Source organism: Allobosea sp. (assembly GCF_051860145.1).
In the GTDB taxonomy this organism is placed as follows: Bacteria; Pseudomonadota; Alphaproteobacteria; order Rhizobiales; family Beijerinckiaceae; genus Allobosea.
This window is the reverse complement of sequence record NZ_JBHYEM010000012.1, coordinates 119,072-133,806: the sequence shown is the minus strand read 5'-3', so window position 1 is coordinate 133,806 and position 14,735 is coordinate 119,072. Positions and strand designations below refer to the sequence as shown.

At 66.3% G+C, this 14,735-nt stretch carries 16 protein-coding genes; 6 read left to right on the top strand and 10 right to left on the bottom strand.

Features of this window, described 5'->3' with window-relative positions; all coding sequences use genetic code 11:
- Nucleotides 1-15 precede the first annotated feature (15 nt).
- The 4 genes from ihfB to ACTIF2_RS19090 all read right to left on the bottom strand — a co-directional run bounded on the left by ihfB (nt 16) and on the right by ACTIF2_RS19090 (nt 4,505).
- On the bottom strand, nt 16-300 hold the full coding sequence (ihfB, locus tag ACTIF2_RS19105) for an integration host factor subunit beta (protein WP_439498714.1): 285 nt from the start codon (nt 298-300) through the stop codon (nt 16-18).
- Between the two features lie 28 nt (nt 301-328).
- Complete coding sequence (sppA, locus tag ACTIF2_RS19100; RefSeq protein WP_439498688.1) at nt 329-1,297, bottom strand: signal peptide peptidase SppA; 969 nt, start codon at nt 1,295-1,297, stop codon at nt 329-331.
- 84 nt (nt 1,298-1,381) lie between these two features.
- Nucleotides 1,382-2,671 (bottom strand): Hsp70 family protein, encoded by a 1,290-nt coding sequence (locus ACTIF2_RS19095; RefSeq protein ID WP_439498687.1) that lies wholly within the window; start codon nt 2,669-2,671, stop codon nt 1,382-1,384.
- 235 nt (nt 2,672-2,906) lie between these two features.
- Nucleotides 2,907-4,505: a 30S ribosomal protein S1 gene (locus ACTIF2_RS19090; RefSeq protein ID WP_439498686.1), complete on the bottom strand. Its 1,599-nt coding sequence runs from the start codon at nt 4,503-4,505 to the stop codon at nt 2,907-2,909.
- Nucleotides 4,506-4,898: 393 nt separating this feature from the next.
- On the opposite strand from ACTIF2_RS19090, the gene ACTIF2_RS19085 reads away from it, so the two are divergent.
- Both ACTIF2_RS19085 and ACTIF2_RS19080 read left to right on the top strand, forming a co-directional pair.
- A complete protein-coding gene (locus ACTIF2_RS19085) occupies nt 4,899-5,456 on the top strand; it encodes a LemA family protein (RefSeq protein WP_439498685.1) in 558 nt (185 codons plus the stop codon).
- A gap of 155 nt (nt 5,457-5,611) precedes the next feature.
- Nucleotides 5,612-6,664: a M48 family metallopeptidase gene (locus ACTIF2_RS19080; RefSeq protein ID WP_439498684.1), complete on the top strand. Its 1,053-nt coding sequence runs from the start codon at nt 5,612-5,614 to the stop codon at nt 6,662-6,664.
- Nucleotides 6,665-7,079: 415 nt separating this feature from the next.
- Here the strand turns inward: ACTIF2_RS19080 and ACTIF2_RS19075 are convergent, their stop codons facing one another.
- Nucleotides 7,080-7,688, bottom strand: coding sequence for a 2-hydroxychromene-2-carboxylate isomerase (locus tag ACTIF2_RS19075; RefSeq protein WP_439498683.1), 609 nt, complete (start codon nt 7,686-7,688; stop codon nt 7,080-7,082).
- 270 nt (nt 7,689-7,958) lie between these two features.
- Here ACTIF2_RS19075 and ACTIF2_RS19070 point away from each other — a divergent pair, with 270 nt between their 5' ends.
- Together ACTIF2_RS19070 and ACTIF2_RS19065 are read left to right on the top strand one after the other, a co-directional pair.
- Nucleotides 7,959-9,191: an argininosuccinate synthase gene (locus ACTIF2_RS19070; protein ID WP_439498682.1), complete on the top strand. Its 1,233-nt coding sequence runs from the start codon at nt 7,959-7,961 to the stop codon at nt 9,189-9,191.
- A gap of 94 nt (nt 9,192-9,285) precedes the next feature.
- Nucleotides 9,286-9,648: a hypothetical protein gene (locus ACTIF2_RS19065; RefSeq protein WP_439498681.1), complete on the top strand. Its 363-nt coding sequence runs from the start codon at nt 9,286-9,288 to the stop codon at nt 9,646-9,648.
- A gap of 14 nt (nt 9,649-9,662) precedes the next feature.
- Here ACTIF2_RS19065 and ACTIF2_RS19060 read toward each other — a convergent pair whose 3' ends face one another.
- The 5 genes from ACTIF2_RS19060 to fabA all read right to left on the bottom strand — a co-directional run bounded on the left by ACTIF2_RS19060 (nt 9,663) and on the right by fabA (nt 13,068).
- On the bottom strand, nt 9,663-9,908 hold the full coding sequence (locus tag ACTIF2_RS19060) for a DUF2188 domain-containing protein (protein WP_439498680.1): 246 nt from the start codon (nt 9,906-9,908) through the stop codon (nt 9,663-9,665).
- Nucleotides 9,909-10,021: 113 nt separating this feature from the next.
- A complete protein-coding gene (fabI, locus tag ACTIF2_RS19055; protein ID WP_439498679.1) occupies nt 10,022-10,855 on the bottom strand; it encodes an enoyl-ACP reductase FabI in 834 nt (277 codons plus the stop codon).
- Between the two features lie 77 nt (nt 10,856-10,932).
- Complete coding sequence (locus ACTIF2_RS19050; RefSeq protein WP_439498678.1) at nt 10,933-11,205, bottom strand: DUF3303 domain-containing protein; 273 nt, start codon at nt 11,203-11,205, stop codon at nt 10,933-10,935.
- A gap of 7 nt (nt 11,206-11,212) precedes the next feature.
- On the bottom strand, nt 11,213-12,439 hold the full coding sequence (gene fabB, locus ACTIF2_RS19045) for a beta-ketoacyl-ACP synthase I (protein WP_439498677.1): 1,227 nt from the start codon (nt 12,437-12,439) through the stop codon (nt 11,213-11,215).
- Nucleotides 12,440-12,555: 116 nt separating this feature from the next.
- Complete coding sequence (gene fabA / locus ACTIF2_RS19040) at nt 12,556-13,068, bottom strand: 3-hydroxyacyl-[acyl-carrier-protein] dehydratase FabA (protein ID WP_439498676.1); 513 nt, start codon at nt 13,066-13,068, stop codon at nt 12,556-12,558.
- Nucleotides 13,069-13,403: 335 nt separating this feature from the next.
- Between fabA and irrA the strand changes: the two genes are divergently transcribed.
- Nucleotides 13,404-13,868, top strand: coding sequence for an iron response transcriptional regulator IrrA (gene irrA / locus ACTIF2_RS19035; protein WP_439498675.1), 465 nt, complete (start codon nt 13,404-13,406; stop codon nt 13,866-13,868).
- Between the two features lie 85 nt (nt 13,869-13,953).
- The gene (locus ACTIF2_RS19030) at nt 13,954-14,733 is read left to right on the top strand and encodes a YbaY family lipoprotein (RefSeq protein ID WP_439498674.1); all 780 of its coding nucleotides are present in this window, start codon (nt 13,954-13,956) and stop codon (nt 14,731-14,733) included.
- Nucleotides 14,734-14,735 lie beyond the last annotated feature (2 nt).

The following is a 14,735-nucleotide window of genomic DNA, read 5'->3' as shown; positions in this document are numbered from 1 at the left end:
CCATCACGGTGAACGTCAGTGCTTCCCGTTCAGCCGCATGCGCAGCTCCTTGCCGGTCTTGAAGACTGGAACGAATTTCTCTTCGACCTCGACCGCGTCGCCGGTGCGCGGGTTGCGGCCGACGCGTGCCGCGCGGGCCTTTCGAGAGAAAGCGCCGAAACCGCGCAGCTCGACCCGGTCCCCGCGCCCCAACGCCTTGACGACCTCGTCGAGGATCGCCGTGACGATGTTCTCAATATCGCGCTGGTAAAGATGAGTGTTACGCTCGGCGATGCGTTGAACGAGTTCGGATTTTATCATTTTTCCAGTATAACCGCTTGTATCAAAATCACTTTTCGCCGACAGGCTGCCAGAGCGCCAGAGGCGCGTCAAGCCGCAAACCGACGGGCTGATCAGCCGCGCGGGCGATAAGGACCGCAACCGTTTCCAGACCGGCCGCGCGCGCCAGCGCTTCGCCTGCGCTCCACAGACCGTAAGCGGAGGATTCGTTGCGGCGGCGCCAGTCGCGCACCGGCAAGTCCTTGGCGACATTCTTCTCGCGTTCGAGCCAGGCGATCGCCTCCGGCTCGCCGCCGATCTCGTCGATCAGCTTGAGGCTCACCGCCTGCCGGCCCGAATGGACGCGGCCATCGGAAACCACGGCGATCTCGGCGTCGCCCAGCTTGCGACGGTCGCCGACGAGGCGTTTGAACCAGTCGTAATTGTCGTCGACGACCCGCTGCAAAGCGGCGCGCGCCTCCGGAGAGGTCGGCTCGAAGCCGTTCGGCGCGGCCTTCAGCGGGCTCGACTTGATCTCCTCGACCTTGACGCCGACGGTGTCGAGCAGATGGGCGACATTCGGAATCTGGAAGAGCACGCCGATCGAGCCGACGAGCGAGGTCTGGCGCGCCACGATCCGGTCCGAGCCCATCGCGGCGATATAGCCGCCCGAGGCCGCCAGACCGTCGACGACGGCGACCATCGGCTTCTTCGCCGCGAGCTGGCGCAGCGCCACGTGAAGGGCCTCCGAGCCCGTGGTGGTGCCGCCAGGGCTGTCGATCTTGATCAGGACCGCGGCGGCCCGGCTGTCCTCGAGCGACTTGATCAGGTCGAGCGTGCGGCGGTCACCCGAAATGAAGCCCGAGATGGTCACCCGCGCGATATGCGAGCGCGCGGTCGAGCCCGGCCCACGACCGCTCCAGGCCAGGCCGGCGACGCCAATGGCGGCGATGACGCCGACAACGGCGAGCAGCCGCCAAAGCGTGAGTTTGCGCCTCAGGCTGCGGCGGTCGGCAAGCAGGTCGGCATCGGACGACATGGGGTAAGGCTCCTGAGGTCATGGACGCTGGCTGCGCCCGTGATGTAGACCCGCCGCCGCGACGGGGCAAGGCGGCAGCGTGGCTCAGGCATCCAGAGCGGCGCGCTGGCGGTCGAGCGCCAGCAGGGCAAGCCCGCTCGCGACCGAGCGGAACGCGTCGCCGACATGAACGCGGTCGGCGCCGAAGCGGCGGTCGAACAGGGCGCGGACTGCCGGCACATGCGAGGTGCCGCCGGTCATGAAGACGGCTTCGATCGCCCCCGCGCCGACACCGGCGTCAGCGAGCGCACGGTCGAGCGCGGCTTCGATGGAGGCGATATCGTGGGCGATCCAGCGCTCGAATTCGGAGCGACGGATCGTCGCTTCCAGCACGATGTCGAGCTGGCGGAAGCTCAGCACCGTCTCGTCCTGCGCGGACAGCGCGACCTTGGCGGCCGAGACGGCGCGATAAAGCTCGTAGCCGAGATCATACTCGATCACGGTGAGCAGGTTCTCGAGCTTGCCCGGCTCGACCGCGTCGCGGATCAGCGCCCTGAGCTCGGCCGTGGTCTCGCGGCTCTTCATCAGCGAGAGCCGGTGCCATTGCGCGAAGGCGGCATGATAATGCGCCGGGATCGGCAGCAGCTTCTCGAAGGAGCGGTATTGCGTGCCCTTGCCGAGCCTGGGCGAGACGGCGTGCTCGATGATGCGGTAGTCGAAGGTGTCGCCGGCGACGCCGACGCCGGCATGGGAGAGCGGGATCGCCTCCAGCCGCCCTGCCCCGCCGGGCTCGAAGCGCATCACCGAGAAGTCGCTGGTGCCGCCGCCGAAATCGGCGACGAGCATGGTCTGCGGCGTCTTCAGATCGCGCGCATACCAATAGGCGGCGCCGAGCGGCTCATAGGCGAAATCGACCTTCGGCATGCCGGCTTTGGCATAGGAGGCGGTAAGCCGCTTGACCGCCAGCTCCTCGTCCGGCCGCTCGCCGGCGAAAACGACGGGCCGGCCCGAGACCAGCGGCATATCCGACAGGTCGTCGAGCCCGGTGGTCAGGTCTGTCAGGAAGACGCCGATCAGGTCTTCCAAGTGAAAGAGCTTGCCGAAGAGCCGGGTCTCCTGGAAGGCGCGACTGGACAGATGCGTCTTCAGCGATTGCAGGAAGCGGTGCTCGGTCGTCATGCCGAGGGCCATATCGAGCGCGTCAGGGCCGCTGACATGGACGATCCGGGCCTGCGGCGGCCGACCCTCGCGCCAGAACATCAGGGCCGAGCGATAGGCGTCGACCGCACCCTGCTTCGTCGCGAAGCTGCGGGTCGTGACCGAGCCGTCGGCGCGCGCCAACGCCACCACGCTGTTGGTGGTGCCGAAATCGATGCCGATCGCCGCGGTGGACATGGTCGATGCTCCTGGACTTCGTCGTCATGGTCGGGCTTGACCCGACCATCTCGGAAACCAGCGCCCTCTGGTCCTGAGATTCTCGGGTCTGCGCCAAGTCTATTCTTTGGGCCGGCCAAAGGCCGGACCCGGGGGCTCCGCCCGAGAATGACGGGAGGAGCCGAAACAAAAGCCCGCGCGGATTTCTCCGCGCGGGCTGATGGTCTTGCCGGGCCGCAGGACGCGGCCCGGGGGATCACTTCTTCTCGGTGTTGGCCTTCTTGAGGGCCGCGCCGAGGATGTCGCCGAGCGAGGCGCCGGAATCGGCGGAGCCGTACTGGGCCATCGCTTCCTTCTCCTCGGCCATCTCGAGCGCCTTGATCGACACCTGGATCTTGCGAGCCTTCTTGTCGAACAGGATGACGCGGGCATCGACCTTCTCGCCGGCCGCGAAGCGCTCGGGGCGCTGCTCGGAGCGTTCGCGCGCGATCTCGGCGCGCTTGATGAAGGTGGTCATGTCGGTGCCGGCGATCTTGACGTCGAGACCGGCTTCCTTGACCTCGATCACCTCACAGGTGACGACCTGGCCCTTCTTGAACTCGCCGGCATCCACGAAGGGATCGCCGCCGAGCTGCTTCAGGCCGAGCGAGATACGCTCCTTCTCGACGTCCACATCGAGAACGACCGCCTGAAGCATGTCGCCCTTCTTGTATTCCTCGATGACCTGCTCGCCCGGACGGTTCCAGTCGAGATCGGAGAGATGGATCATGCCGTCGATATCGCCTTCGAGGCCCAGGAACAGGCCGAACTCGGTCTTGTTCTTGACCTCGCCCTCGACCACCGAACCGCTCGGATGGGTCTCGGCGAAGACTTCCCACGGATTGCGGAGCGTCTGCTTGAGGCCGAGCGAGATGCGGCGCTTGACCTGGTCGACCTCGAGGATCGCGACGTCGACTTCCTGCGAGGTCGAGACGATCTTGCCGGGGTGGACGTTTTTCTTGGTCCAGGACATCTCGGAGACGTGGATGAGGCCTTCGATGCCCGGCTCCACTTCGACGAACGCGCCGTAGTCCGTGATGTTGGTGACGCGGCCCTTGAGGCGCGCACCGACAGGATAACGGGCGGCGATGCCATCCCACGGATCGGCCAGCAGCTGCTTGATGCCAAGCGAGATGCGGTGCGTCTCCTGGTTGATCTTGATGATCTTGACCTTGACCGTCTGGCCGATGGTCACGACGCCGTCGATGACCTGACCCTCTTCGAGGCTGGCGACCAGCTCGGAACGGGCCTCGGCGCGGGTCTCTTCGAGAACCGTGCGGCGCGAGACGACGATGTTGCCACGACGGCGATCCATCTTGAGGATCTCGAAGGGCTGCGGCTGGCCCATCAGCGGGCCGACGTCGCGGATCGGACGGATATCGACCTGCGAACGCGGCAGGAAGGCGACGGCGCCGTCGAGGTCGACGGTGTAGCCGCCCTTGACGGTGTTGAAGATCATGCCGGAGACCTTCTCGCGGGCCTCGAACGCCTTCTCGAGCTTGACCCAGCTCTCCTCGCGGCGGGCCTTGTCGCGCGAGATGACGGCTTCGCCCAGCGCGTTCTCGATCCGGTCGAGATAGACTTCGACCTCGTCCCCGACCTTGATCTCCTGGTCGCGGCCGGGGCCGGTGAATTCCTTGAGGGCGACGCGGCCTTCGGTCTTCAGGCCGACATCGATGATCGCCATGTCTTTTTCGATGGCGACGACGATGCCCTTGATGACGGAACCTTCAAGCGCATCGTTGCTGGCGAAGGATTCCTCGAGCAGGGCGGCGAAATCCTCGCGACCCGCGTGATAGCTTTCTACGGCTGACATTCATGCTCCTGACGCCGGCCGCGTATCCCGCGAGAGCCGGCAAGCGCCGATTGGGTTGGTGTTGCGATCCGGACCGTTTCCGTCGGCGCCTCGTCAGAGGCTTGCCCGGTTTCGCGGCGCTTAAGCGCGGGCGAAACGGGCGGCGCTGGGCCGCCGGAGATGATCCGTATCCTGAGGTCCGCCCCAAACACCAAACGGGAGCCGGTCGAAAGGACCGCCCCCGGCTGTGATCGATCACGGCCCTTCGGACAGGGCGGATGTAGTCCACCATGGCCCGCGAGGCAAGGGTATTCGGACCGGTGCGGCTGCGGTCGCGTTCACTTCGGCGGGCCGGCTTCCCCAAGATCGACCTTCATGCAACTCTGCGGTGGTTTTCGTCCGGAGGAGCACGCTATGGGCTGGATCGTTTTCGGGCTGCTCGCAGCCGCCGCCATCTACCTGGTCATGACCTATAACGGCCTGGTCTCGATGCGGCAGCGCGTCAACCAGGCCTTCGCCGATATCGACGTCCAGCTCAAGCAGCGCCACGACCTGATCCCGAACCTGGTCGAGACGGTCAAGGGCTACGCCTCGCATGAGCGCGAGACCTTCGACGCCGTGGTCCAGGCCCGCAACCAGGCGCTGGCAGCGCAGGGCCCGCAGGCACAGGCCGCGGCCGAGCAACAGCTCTCCGGCGCGCTCGGGCGGCTGCTCGCGCTCTCGGAGGCCTATCCCGACCTCAAGGCCAGCGCCAATTTCCAGCAGCTCCAGAGCGAGCTCAGCAACGTCGAGGACAAGCTCGCGGCCGCGCGGCGCTTCTTCAACAATGCGGTCAGCGAGTTCAACGCCGCGATCCAGGCCTTCCCGGCCGTGTTCTTCGCGCCGCAAATGGGTTTCACGCCGCGCGAGTTCTTCGATGTCGGCGAAGAGAAGCGCGCCCAGCTCGACGTCGCGCCGAACGTGAAATTCTGATCGGCCGCGGCAGAGCAGGATGCGAAAAAGTGGGAACCGGTTTTTCGCATTGATCCTGCTCTAACTCTTTGATGAGAGACGGATTCAGATTTCAGGGGAATCACGAGTGATGCCACCTGAAATCATCCGGCTCTAGCGGTAGCGGAGCGGCGGCGATGCCGGGGCAGGCCTTCGGGCTCTACAGCCATATGCGCAACAACCGGATCAGGTCGGGCTTCCTGATCGCCGGCCTGTTCCTGCTGGTCTATCTCACCAGCTATGGCCTGATCCTGATGGGCTACGGCTTTGCCGGAGTGTCGCGCGGCTCCAGCGTCTATTCCGAGACCGGCCGGCTGTTCTGGTCCTGGTTCCCGTTCACGACGCTGATCGCCGCCGCCTGGGTCTTCATCGGCTTCCGCGTCAATGTCGGGCTGATCGGCTCCGTCACGGGCGCCAAAGGCGTGACGCGCGAGGACAATCCCAAGCTCTACCGGATGCTGGAGAATCTCTGCATCTCGCGCGGGCTGAGCGTGCCGAAGCTCGCCATCGTCGAGAGCGACGCGCTCAACGCCTTCGCCAGCGGCGTCAACGACAAGCAGTTCACGGTGACCGTGACGACCGGCCTGATCCAGCAGCTCAACGATGACGAGATCGAGGCCGTGCTCGCCCATGAGCTCACCCATATCCGCAATGGCGACGTCCGGCTGATGATCATCGCCGTGGTGATCGCCGGCGTGATCTCGCTGGCGGGCGAGATCATCTTCCGCAGCATCGGGCGCGTGCGCGTTTCCTCGGACGATTCCAAGAAAGGCAGCGGCGTCGCCATCCTGATCGGCTTCGCGATCGTCGCCCTGTCCTGGCTGCTCGCCGTGCTGATCCGGCTTTCGCTCTCGCGGTCGCGCGAATATCTCGCCGATGCCGGCGCGGTCGAGCTGACCAAGAACCCGGACGCGATGATCTCGGCGCTGCTCAAGATCGCCGGCCGCGCCGATATCGAGGGCGTGCCGTCCGGCGTGATGGACATGTGCTTCGAGAACGATCCCGACGATTTCGCCGACCTGTTCTCGACCCATCCCTCGATCACCAAGCGGGTGCAGGCGCTGGTCGAGACCGCCGGCGGGCGCATGCCGGCGATGCCGCCGCATCCGCCGAAAATGGCCGCGCGCCAGGATCTGCCCACAATGGTCGAGACGCGCGGGCCCTGGGGCACCAGGCCGCCGACGAGCTAGAGCATGCTGCGTTTAGACGGGATCGCGGTGTCTTTCCGTCGCAAAACAGCAAGCTCTAAAGGAACAACCGCAGGGCGCTAGACGCGAGCCCGGCAACCGACATACCTTACCTAAGGTTATTGGGGGACTGTCCATGCCGCGCGTGAGCCTTGCTGCCGTTCTGGCGGCGATCGTCCTTATGCCGATGTCCGCGCAAGCGCAGGAGGGCTGCCGGGCGTCGACGTCCTCGTGTTCGCAGATGAACCAGACATGCGAGCGCAATTGCACATCCAGCAGCAACAACCCATCCGCCTGCATCGCGCGCTCGTGCTCGACCGCTCTCTCTGCTTGCAAGACGACGGGCGTCTGGAAGGTCGCTCGAAGCCCCGCCTGCTGGCAGACGAACAACCGCTCCTGAGCGCGGCCGGGACGCCCGTCAGCGGCCGTCCCGCGCCCAGCCGAGCGCTTCCTCGAGCCTGTCATCGCCCCAGAACAGCTCGCCATCGTCGGTGACGAAGGTCGGCGCGCCGAAGATGCCGAGCGATTTCGCGAGCTCGGTCTCGGCCTTGAGCCGGCCCTTGACCTCCTCGCTGCGCGAGAGCGGGAAAGCCTGGCCCGGATCGGCGCGCGCCTCGCGCAGGGCGGCGCTCAGCACGGCCTCCTCCGCGATGTTGCGGCCCTCGCAGAATTCGGCCCTGAACAACGCCTTGGAGAAGCCCGGCAACCAGCCGGCCTCGCGCCCGGCAAGCGCGAGCCTGGCCGCGATCAGCGAATTCTGCGGAAAGGTCTCGGGCCTGACGATGGCGAGGCCGTTGCGGCCGGCGCGGCGCGCAAGGTCGCGCCACATGTAGCGGCCCTTGTTCGGATAGAGGTTGAAGGGCGAGGTGCTCCAGCCCTGGGCCGCGAAGATCGGTCCCAGCAGGAACGGCCGCCAGCGTATCGAGACGCCCGCCTCCTCGGCGAGGGCTTCGATGCGCAAGGCGCTGAGGCAGGAATAGGTTGAGGCGAACTCGTACCAGAAGTCGAGGACGGGACGATTCGGCATTCAGCCTCCAGGTCAGTCGTCGGGTTTGAGTCGCGCCCCGGAAGCTTCGGCCCGTCGAGGCGCGACCGCAAGCGCAGAGGATGCGCCCGCCCCTTCTCCGATCGACGCCAGCGGCGCCAATCCATCACGGGAAGACGCGAGATCGATCAGAAGGTTCCGATTGCGTCGCCCCAAGCGCTGCGATAGTGCGCCATTGAGCCCAAAAAACGGCCGTCCACAGCCGAAACGTCCCACGGCATGAATCATGCCGCCGCAGCAGGAAGATCCTCGATGTCCGACAAGCGCGTGAAGAAGGTCGTGCTCGCCTATTCCGGCGGCCTCGACACCTCGATCATCCTGAAATGGCTGCAGACGACCTATCAGTGCGAGGTCGTGACCTTCACCGCCGATCTCGGCCAGGGCGAGGAGCTCGAGCCCGCGCGCCAGAAGGCGCTGCTGCTCGGCATCAAGCCCGAGAACATCCATATCGAGGATCTGCGCGAGGAGTTCGTGCGCGACTACGTCTTCCCGATGTTCCGGGCCAATGCCGCCTATGAGGGCGTCTATCTGCTCGGCACCTCGATCGCCCGGCCGCTGATCGGCAAGAAGCTGATCGAGATCGCCGAGCGCGTCGGCGCCGACGCAATCTCCCATGGCGCGACCGGCAAGGGCAACGACCAGGTCCGTTTCGAGCTCACCGCCTATGCGCTCAAGCCCGACGTCGTCGTGATCGCGCCATGGCGCGAATGGGACCTGCGCTCGCGCGAGCAGCTCATCGCCTTCGCCGAGCAGCACCAGATCCCGATCGCCAAGGACAAGCGCGGCGAGGCGCCGTTCTCGGTCGACGCCAACCTGCTGCACGCCTCCTCGGAAGGGAAGGTGCTGGAGGACCCGGCGCAGGAAGTGCCGGACTATGTCTATTCACGCACGATCTCGCCCGAGGATGCGCCCGACAAGCCGACCTATATCACCATCGACTTCGCCAAGGGCGACGCGGTCGCGATCGACGGCCAGCAGCTCTCGCCTGCCACGCTTCTGGCGAAGCTGAACGACCTCGGCCGCGACAACGGCATCGGCCGGCTCGACCTCGTCGAGAACCGCTTCGTCGGCATGAAGTCGCGCGGCATGTACGAGACGCCCGGCGGCACGATCCTGCATGCGGCGCATCGCGCGATCGAATCGATCACGCTCGACCGCGGCGCGGCGCATCTCAAGGACCAGCTCATGCCGCAATATGCCGAGCTGATCTATAACGGCTTCTGGTTCTCGCCCGAGCGCGAGATGCTGCAGGCGCTGATCGACAAGAGCCAGGAATTCGTCGCCGGCCAGGTCCGGCTCAAGCTCTACAAGGGCGGCGTGCATGTGGTCGGCCGGTCGAGCCCCTATTCGCTCTACGACCAGGACCTGGTGACCTTCGAGGAAGGCGCCGTCGCCTATGACCATCGCGACGCGGCCGGCTTCATCCGCCTGAACGCGCTGCGGCTGCGCACGCTCGGCCAGCGCAAGAAGAAGCTCGGGCTCTAATCAGGAGAAGCCGCGCCGCGCCAGGAGCGCGGCGCGGCGAATTGAACCCCGGCGCAAGTCACGCGTTACCATCGACCTCAACAGAGTGCCGATGATGATCCGTACGACCCTTTCCGCGATCCTGTTCTCGAGCCTGCTGGCCGCATCCGCCGCCGCCCAGAGCGGCTCGGCTTCGACGACACCGGCCGAGAAGCCGTCATCGCCGGAGATCGCAGCCTGCAAGACGACCGCGCTGCACACGATCTCGGCCAAGGAGCCGGAGATCAAGGATATCTATATCGATGAGGACGGCGCGACGAACGCCGTCGCCGAGACCAAGGTCGAGGATATACCGGTCACGCGCATCATCATGGGCGAGGCCTATTTGCGCACCGACAGGTCCGACAAGCCGCGGCGCTTCCTCTGCCTGATCGGCGAGAAGGGCAAGGTGCTGCTGACCTTCTTCACCCAGCGCTGAAGCGGAAAGGCGGCTTACGGCTCGTCGACGATCCGGGTGCTCGGCCGGTCGCTGCCTTGCGCCAGTTCCTCATGCCACTGGCCTGCGGCGTCCTGATAGACGATGCCGTCGGTGACCCCCGGCCGCTTCTGGCGGGCTGCCGCCTTGTTGGCGGCCTTGAGCGCGGCATCATGCGAGGGGAAGGTTTCAGACAGGGCGCCGCCGGCCTTGTAGGCCCAGCCGCCATCATGCTCGACAATCTCGTATTTCACCGTGACCATGACCGTCCTCCGAGGCTCACAGGCGGAACCTCCGGATGGCGGGTCAGGTTCCATCTGCCGCGCCGCCATGGTCGGCCGCGAGTTTGGCGAAAGGCTGACGGCTGACGCCGGGCCTATTCGCCGTTGCCGGCATCGGCGGCGCGCAGGCCCTCGAGCACGGGCATCGAGGTGATGTGATAGCCGGCATCGACATGATGGATGTCGCCGGTGACGCCGCCCGAGAGGTCGGACAGGTAGTACAGCGCCGACCCGCCGATCTCCTCGAGGCTGACCGACTTGCGCAGCGGCGAGTTGGCGCGCTGCCAGGAATACATGGCGCGCGCGTCCGAGATGCCGGCGCCGGCAAGCGTGCGCACCGGCCCGGGCGAGAGCGCGTTGACGCGGATGCCGCGCGGACCGTAATCGGCGGCGAGATAGCGCATGCTCGCCTCCAGCGCCGCTTTGGCGACACCCATGACATTATAGTTCGGCATCACCCGAATGGAGCCGCCATAGGTCAGCGTGATCATGCTGCCGCCCTTGGGCATGCGATCGGCTGCCCGTTTGGCGGCCTCGGTGAAGGAAAAGCAGGAGATCACCATGGTTCGCGAAAAGTTCTCGCGGGTGGTGTCGGCATAGAGGCCCTTGAGCTCGTTCTTGTCCGAGAAGCCGATGGCGTGGACGATGAAGTCGAGCGTGTTGCGCTCCGGGTCGCCGCCCCAGGCCTCGTCGATCGCCGCGAAGGCGGCATCGACCGTGGCGATGTCCTCGACATCGCAGGGCAGGACCAGCTTCGAGCCGATGCTCTCGGCCAGCGGCTTGACCCGCTTGCCGAGCGCCTCGCCCTGATAGGTGAAGGCCATCTCGGCGCCATGGGCATGAAGCGTGCGCGCGATGCCCCAGGCGATCGAGTGCTGATTGGCGACACCCATCACGAGGCCGCGCTTGTTATGCATGAGGGGGGGCATGGGCTGACTCTGCGACGGGCTTTTTCGGGTGTTCGGGCGGGATTATTCGACGAGGCGGATCGGAGGCGGGCTTCCGGCTAGAGATGCTTTCCAACGGCGGCGGCGGTCGCCTTGGACGGCGCCAGCGGCACGATCTCGAAACGCGCGAGATCGCTCCATTCCAGCACCCATTCCTGAAGGACCGCGACGTCGTCGCATTCCATGACCTGGAAGCAGCGGGCCAGGTCGGCCTGGATCCAGCTGTCCACATAGCGCAGGCCCTCGGGCATCATGCGACCGCGCTCGTTGAAGCGACGGTAGATGTCCTTCACCCGCGCCTGGTCGAAATGCTCGATCACCATGAACAGCATGGCAGGCTCACGCCTCCAGCCGCTTCATCACGATGGTGGCGTTGGTGCCGCCGAAACCGAAGGAATTGGAGAGCACGCAGCCCAGGCCGGCATTGTCGATGCGCTTGCGCACGATCGGCATGTCGGCGAAAGCCGGATCGAGCTCCTCGATATGGGCGCTCTCGGCAATAAAGTCGTTGTTGAGCATGAGGAGCGAGTAGATCGCCTCCTGCACACCGGTGGCGCCGAGCGAATGGCCGGTCAGAGACTTGGTCGCCGAGATCGGCGGGCTCTTCTCGCCCGAGCCGAAGACCTCGCGGATCGCCTCGATCTCCTTGGCGTCTCCGACCGGGGTCGAGGTGCCGTGGGGATTGATGTAGTCGACCTTCGCCTTCACGGTCTCGAGCGCCATCTTCATGCAGCGCACCGCGCCCTCGCCCGAGGGCGCGACCATGTCGTAGCCGTCCGAGGTCGCACCGTAGCCGACGATCTCGCCATAGATGCGGGCGCCGCGGGCCTTGGCGTGCTCCAGCTCCTCCAGCACGACGACGCCGGCGCCGCCGGCGATGACGAAGCCGTCGCGCTTCACGTCATAGGCGCGCGAGGCCACGGCCGGCGTCTCGTTGAAATCGGTCGACATCGCGCCCATGGCGTCGAACAGGACGGAAAGCGTCCAGTCGAGCTCCTCGCAGCCGCCGGCGAAGATGATGTCCTGCTTGCCCCACTGGATCAGCTCGTAGGCGTTGCCGATGCAATGGTTCGAGGTCGCGCAGGCCGAGGAGATCGAATAGTTCACGCCCTTGATCTTGAACCAGGTCGCGAGCGTCGCCGAGGCGGTCGAGGACATGCCCTTGGGCACGGCGAAGGGACCGACCTTCTTCGACGAGCCGCTCTCGCGCGCCTTGTCATAGGCGTCGATCAGCGCCCGCGTCGACGGGCCGCCCGAGCCCATGACGATGCCGGTGCGCTCATGGCTGATCTCGCCGGCCTCGAGCCCGGAATCAGTGATGGCCTGCTCCATCGCGACATGGTTCCAGGCGGAGCCGCCGCCATGGAAGCGCATGGCGCGGCGGTCGACCACGCCGGCAGCGTCGAGCGTCGGCACGCCGCCAACGCGACTGCGGAAGCCGTGCTCCGCGAATTCGGGCACGAAGGAGATGCCGGATTTGGCCTCGTGCAGCGAGGACAGCACTTCCTGCGTATTGTTGCCGATGGACGAGACGATGCCCATCCCGGTGACCACAACGCGTCTCATGCTCGCTTCTCCGGCTCTCTCATCACGAACCGGGGCCACGCGGGGCCCGGCTTATCACTGGTCTCGCGCAGATGGACTGCGCAAACGGCGAGCGCAAGCCCGAAGCGCGGTTTTGCTCAGGCACCTTCCGGCTTGAACAGCCCGACCCGCATATCCGCGACGGTATAGATTCGCTTGCCGTCCGCTTCCAGCCAGCCATCGGCGATGCCGAGCACCAGCTTCGACTTGAAGACGCGCTTGAATTCGACGCCGTAGACGACCTGCTTGACGCTGGGCAGGACCTGGTCGGCGAACTTGACCTCGCCGACGCCGAGCGCCCTGCCCCGGCCGGGCAAGCCGAGCCAGCCGAGGAAGAAGCCGGTCAGCTGCCACAAGGCATCGAGCCCGAGGCAGCCCGGCATCACCGGATCGCCCTTGAAATGGCAATCGAAGAACCAGAGGTCCGGCCTGACGTCGAACTCGGCGCGGACGAAGCCCTTGCCGTTCGGCCCGCCCGTCTCGCTGATCTCGCTGATCCGGTCGAACATCAGCATCGGCGGCAACGGCAATTGCGCGTTGCCTGGCCCGAAAAGTTCCCCGCGACCGCAGCTGAGGATCTCCTCGTAGCTGAATGACGACTGACGCTCCATACCGCCCCGCTCCATATCGACCGTGCCGCCATTGCCTTACACGACGATGACGGCGGTCCTGTGCTCTTGGCGGCGTGCGTAACACGGGCTTACGCCGGAACGGAAGGGCGCAGGTCCGGTCTTCTGCCGCAAAGATCGACCGCTGGAGGCTGTGCCGGCCTTCTCGGGCGGTGATGGCGGCGCGCGAAAACAGAGCGCCCGAATTCTGCCAGGATTCCCGGCTTGCACCGGCCGAAGCTTGCGAGCAGGGGCCGGAAGCCTTACATCTCGAAGAGAGTTCGCGGCATCTTCTTGCGCCGCGACCATCGCCAACTCAAAAGGGACCGAGCCGACGCATGACCGATCTGATCTCCCAGGACGAGGGCTACGGATCGAGCGCGCGGCAGGGCTGCCCGTTCCACGACGTGCGCCAGCGGCTGCGGCGGGTCGGGCTGCGGCCGACGCGCCAGCGCGTCTCGCTCGGCTGGCTGCTCTTCGCCAAGGGCGACCGGCATATCAGCGCCGAGATGCTCTATGAGGAGGCGATGAAGGCGCGCGTGCCGGTCTCGCTCGCCACCGTCTACAACACGCTGCACCAGTTCACCCAGGCCGGCCTGCTGCGCGAACTCGCGATCGACGGCGCCAAGACCTATTTCGACACCGACAACAGCGAGCATCACCATTTCGTGGTCGATGGCGAGAACACGGTGATCGACATCCCGGCCTCGGCCGTCGATGTCGCGGAGCTGCCGGAGCCGCCGGCGGGCTACGAGATCGCCCGCGTCGATGTCGTCGTGCGCCTGCGCAAGATCGCCGGCTGAAGCCGCGCGCCTCGCTTTCGCCCATTTCCCTCCCGACGAACCGGTTCCTGCCGCGGCCGCGGCGCGCCGCGAGGAATGGCACCCGATGAGCGACGAGCGGAACAAATTTCTGATCTCCCGGCGCGGCGTCACCGTGCTCTTCGCCCTGATGCTACTGACGCCGGCCGGCAGCGCGCTGGCGGCGCCGATGACCTTGCGCGGCACGGTGCGCTATCGCGAGCGCATCGCGCTCCCGCGCGGGGCGATCCTCGAGGTCCGCCTGCTCGACGTCTCGCTGGCCGATGCGCCGGCCAGGACGATCGCCGAGACACGGGTTCCCGCCCGCCGCAACCCGATGCGCTACACGCTTCGGTTCGACAGCGCCGCGATCGAGCCGCGCCGGACCTACGCCCTGCAGGCGCGCATCACAGACGGCGAGCGGCTGCTCTTCATCAATACGACGCGCCACACGGTCTTCACCGGCGGCCGCAACGAAACCGATATCCGGGTCGAGCATGTCGCGCGCGACGAGGCCCGGCCGGCCTCATCGGCCGCGCTGGTCGGGCGCTGGCTCGCCGAGGATATTCGCGGTGGCGGCGTGATCGACCGGCTGCAATCGGTGCTCGAGCTCGCGGCCGACGGCAAGGTCAGCGGGTCTGGCGGCTGCAACCGCATGAGCGGCTCGGCGACGATCGCCGGTTCGCGCATTGCCTTCAGCCCGATCGCCTCGACGCGCATGGCCTGCGCGCCGGCCGCGATGAACCAGGAGAGCAAGTTCTTCGCGGCGCTGACGGCGGCGCGGAGCTGGCGCGTCGACCAGCGACAGGACAAGCTTTTCCTGCTGGATGCTGGCGGCCAGACGCTGATGCGCCTCGCCAGGATGTGACC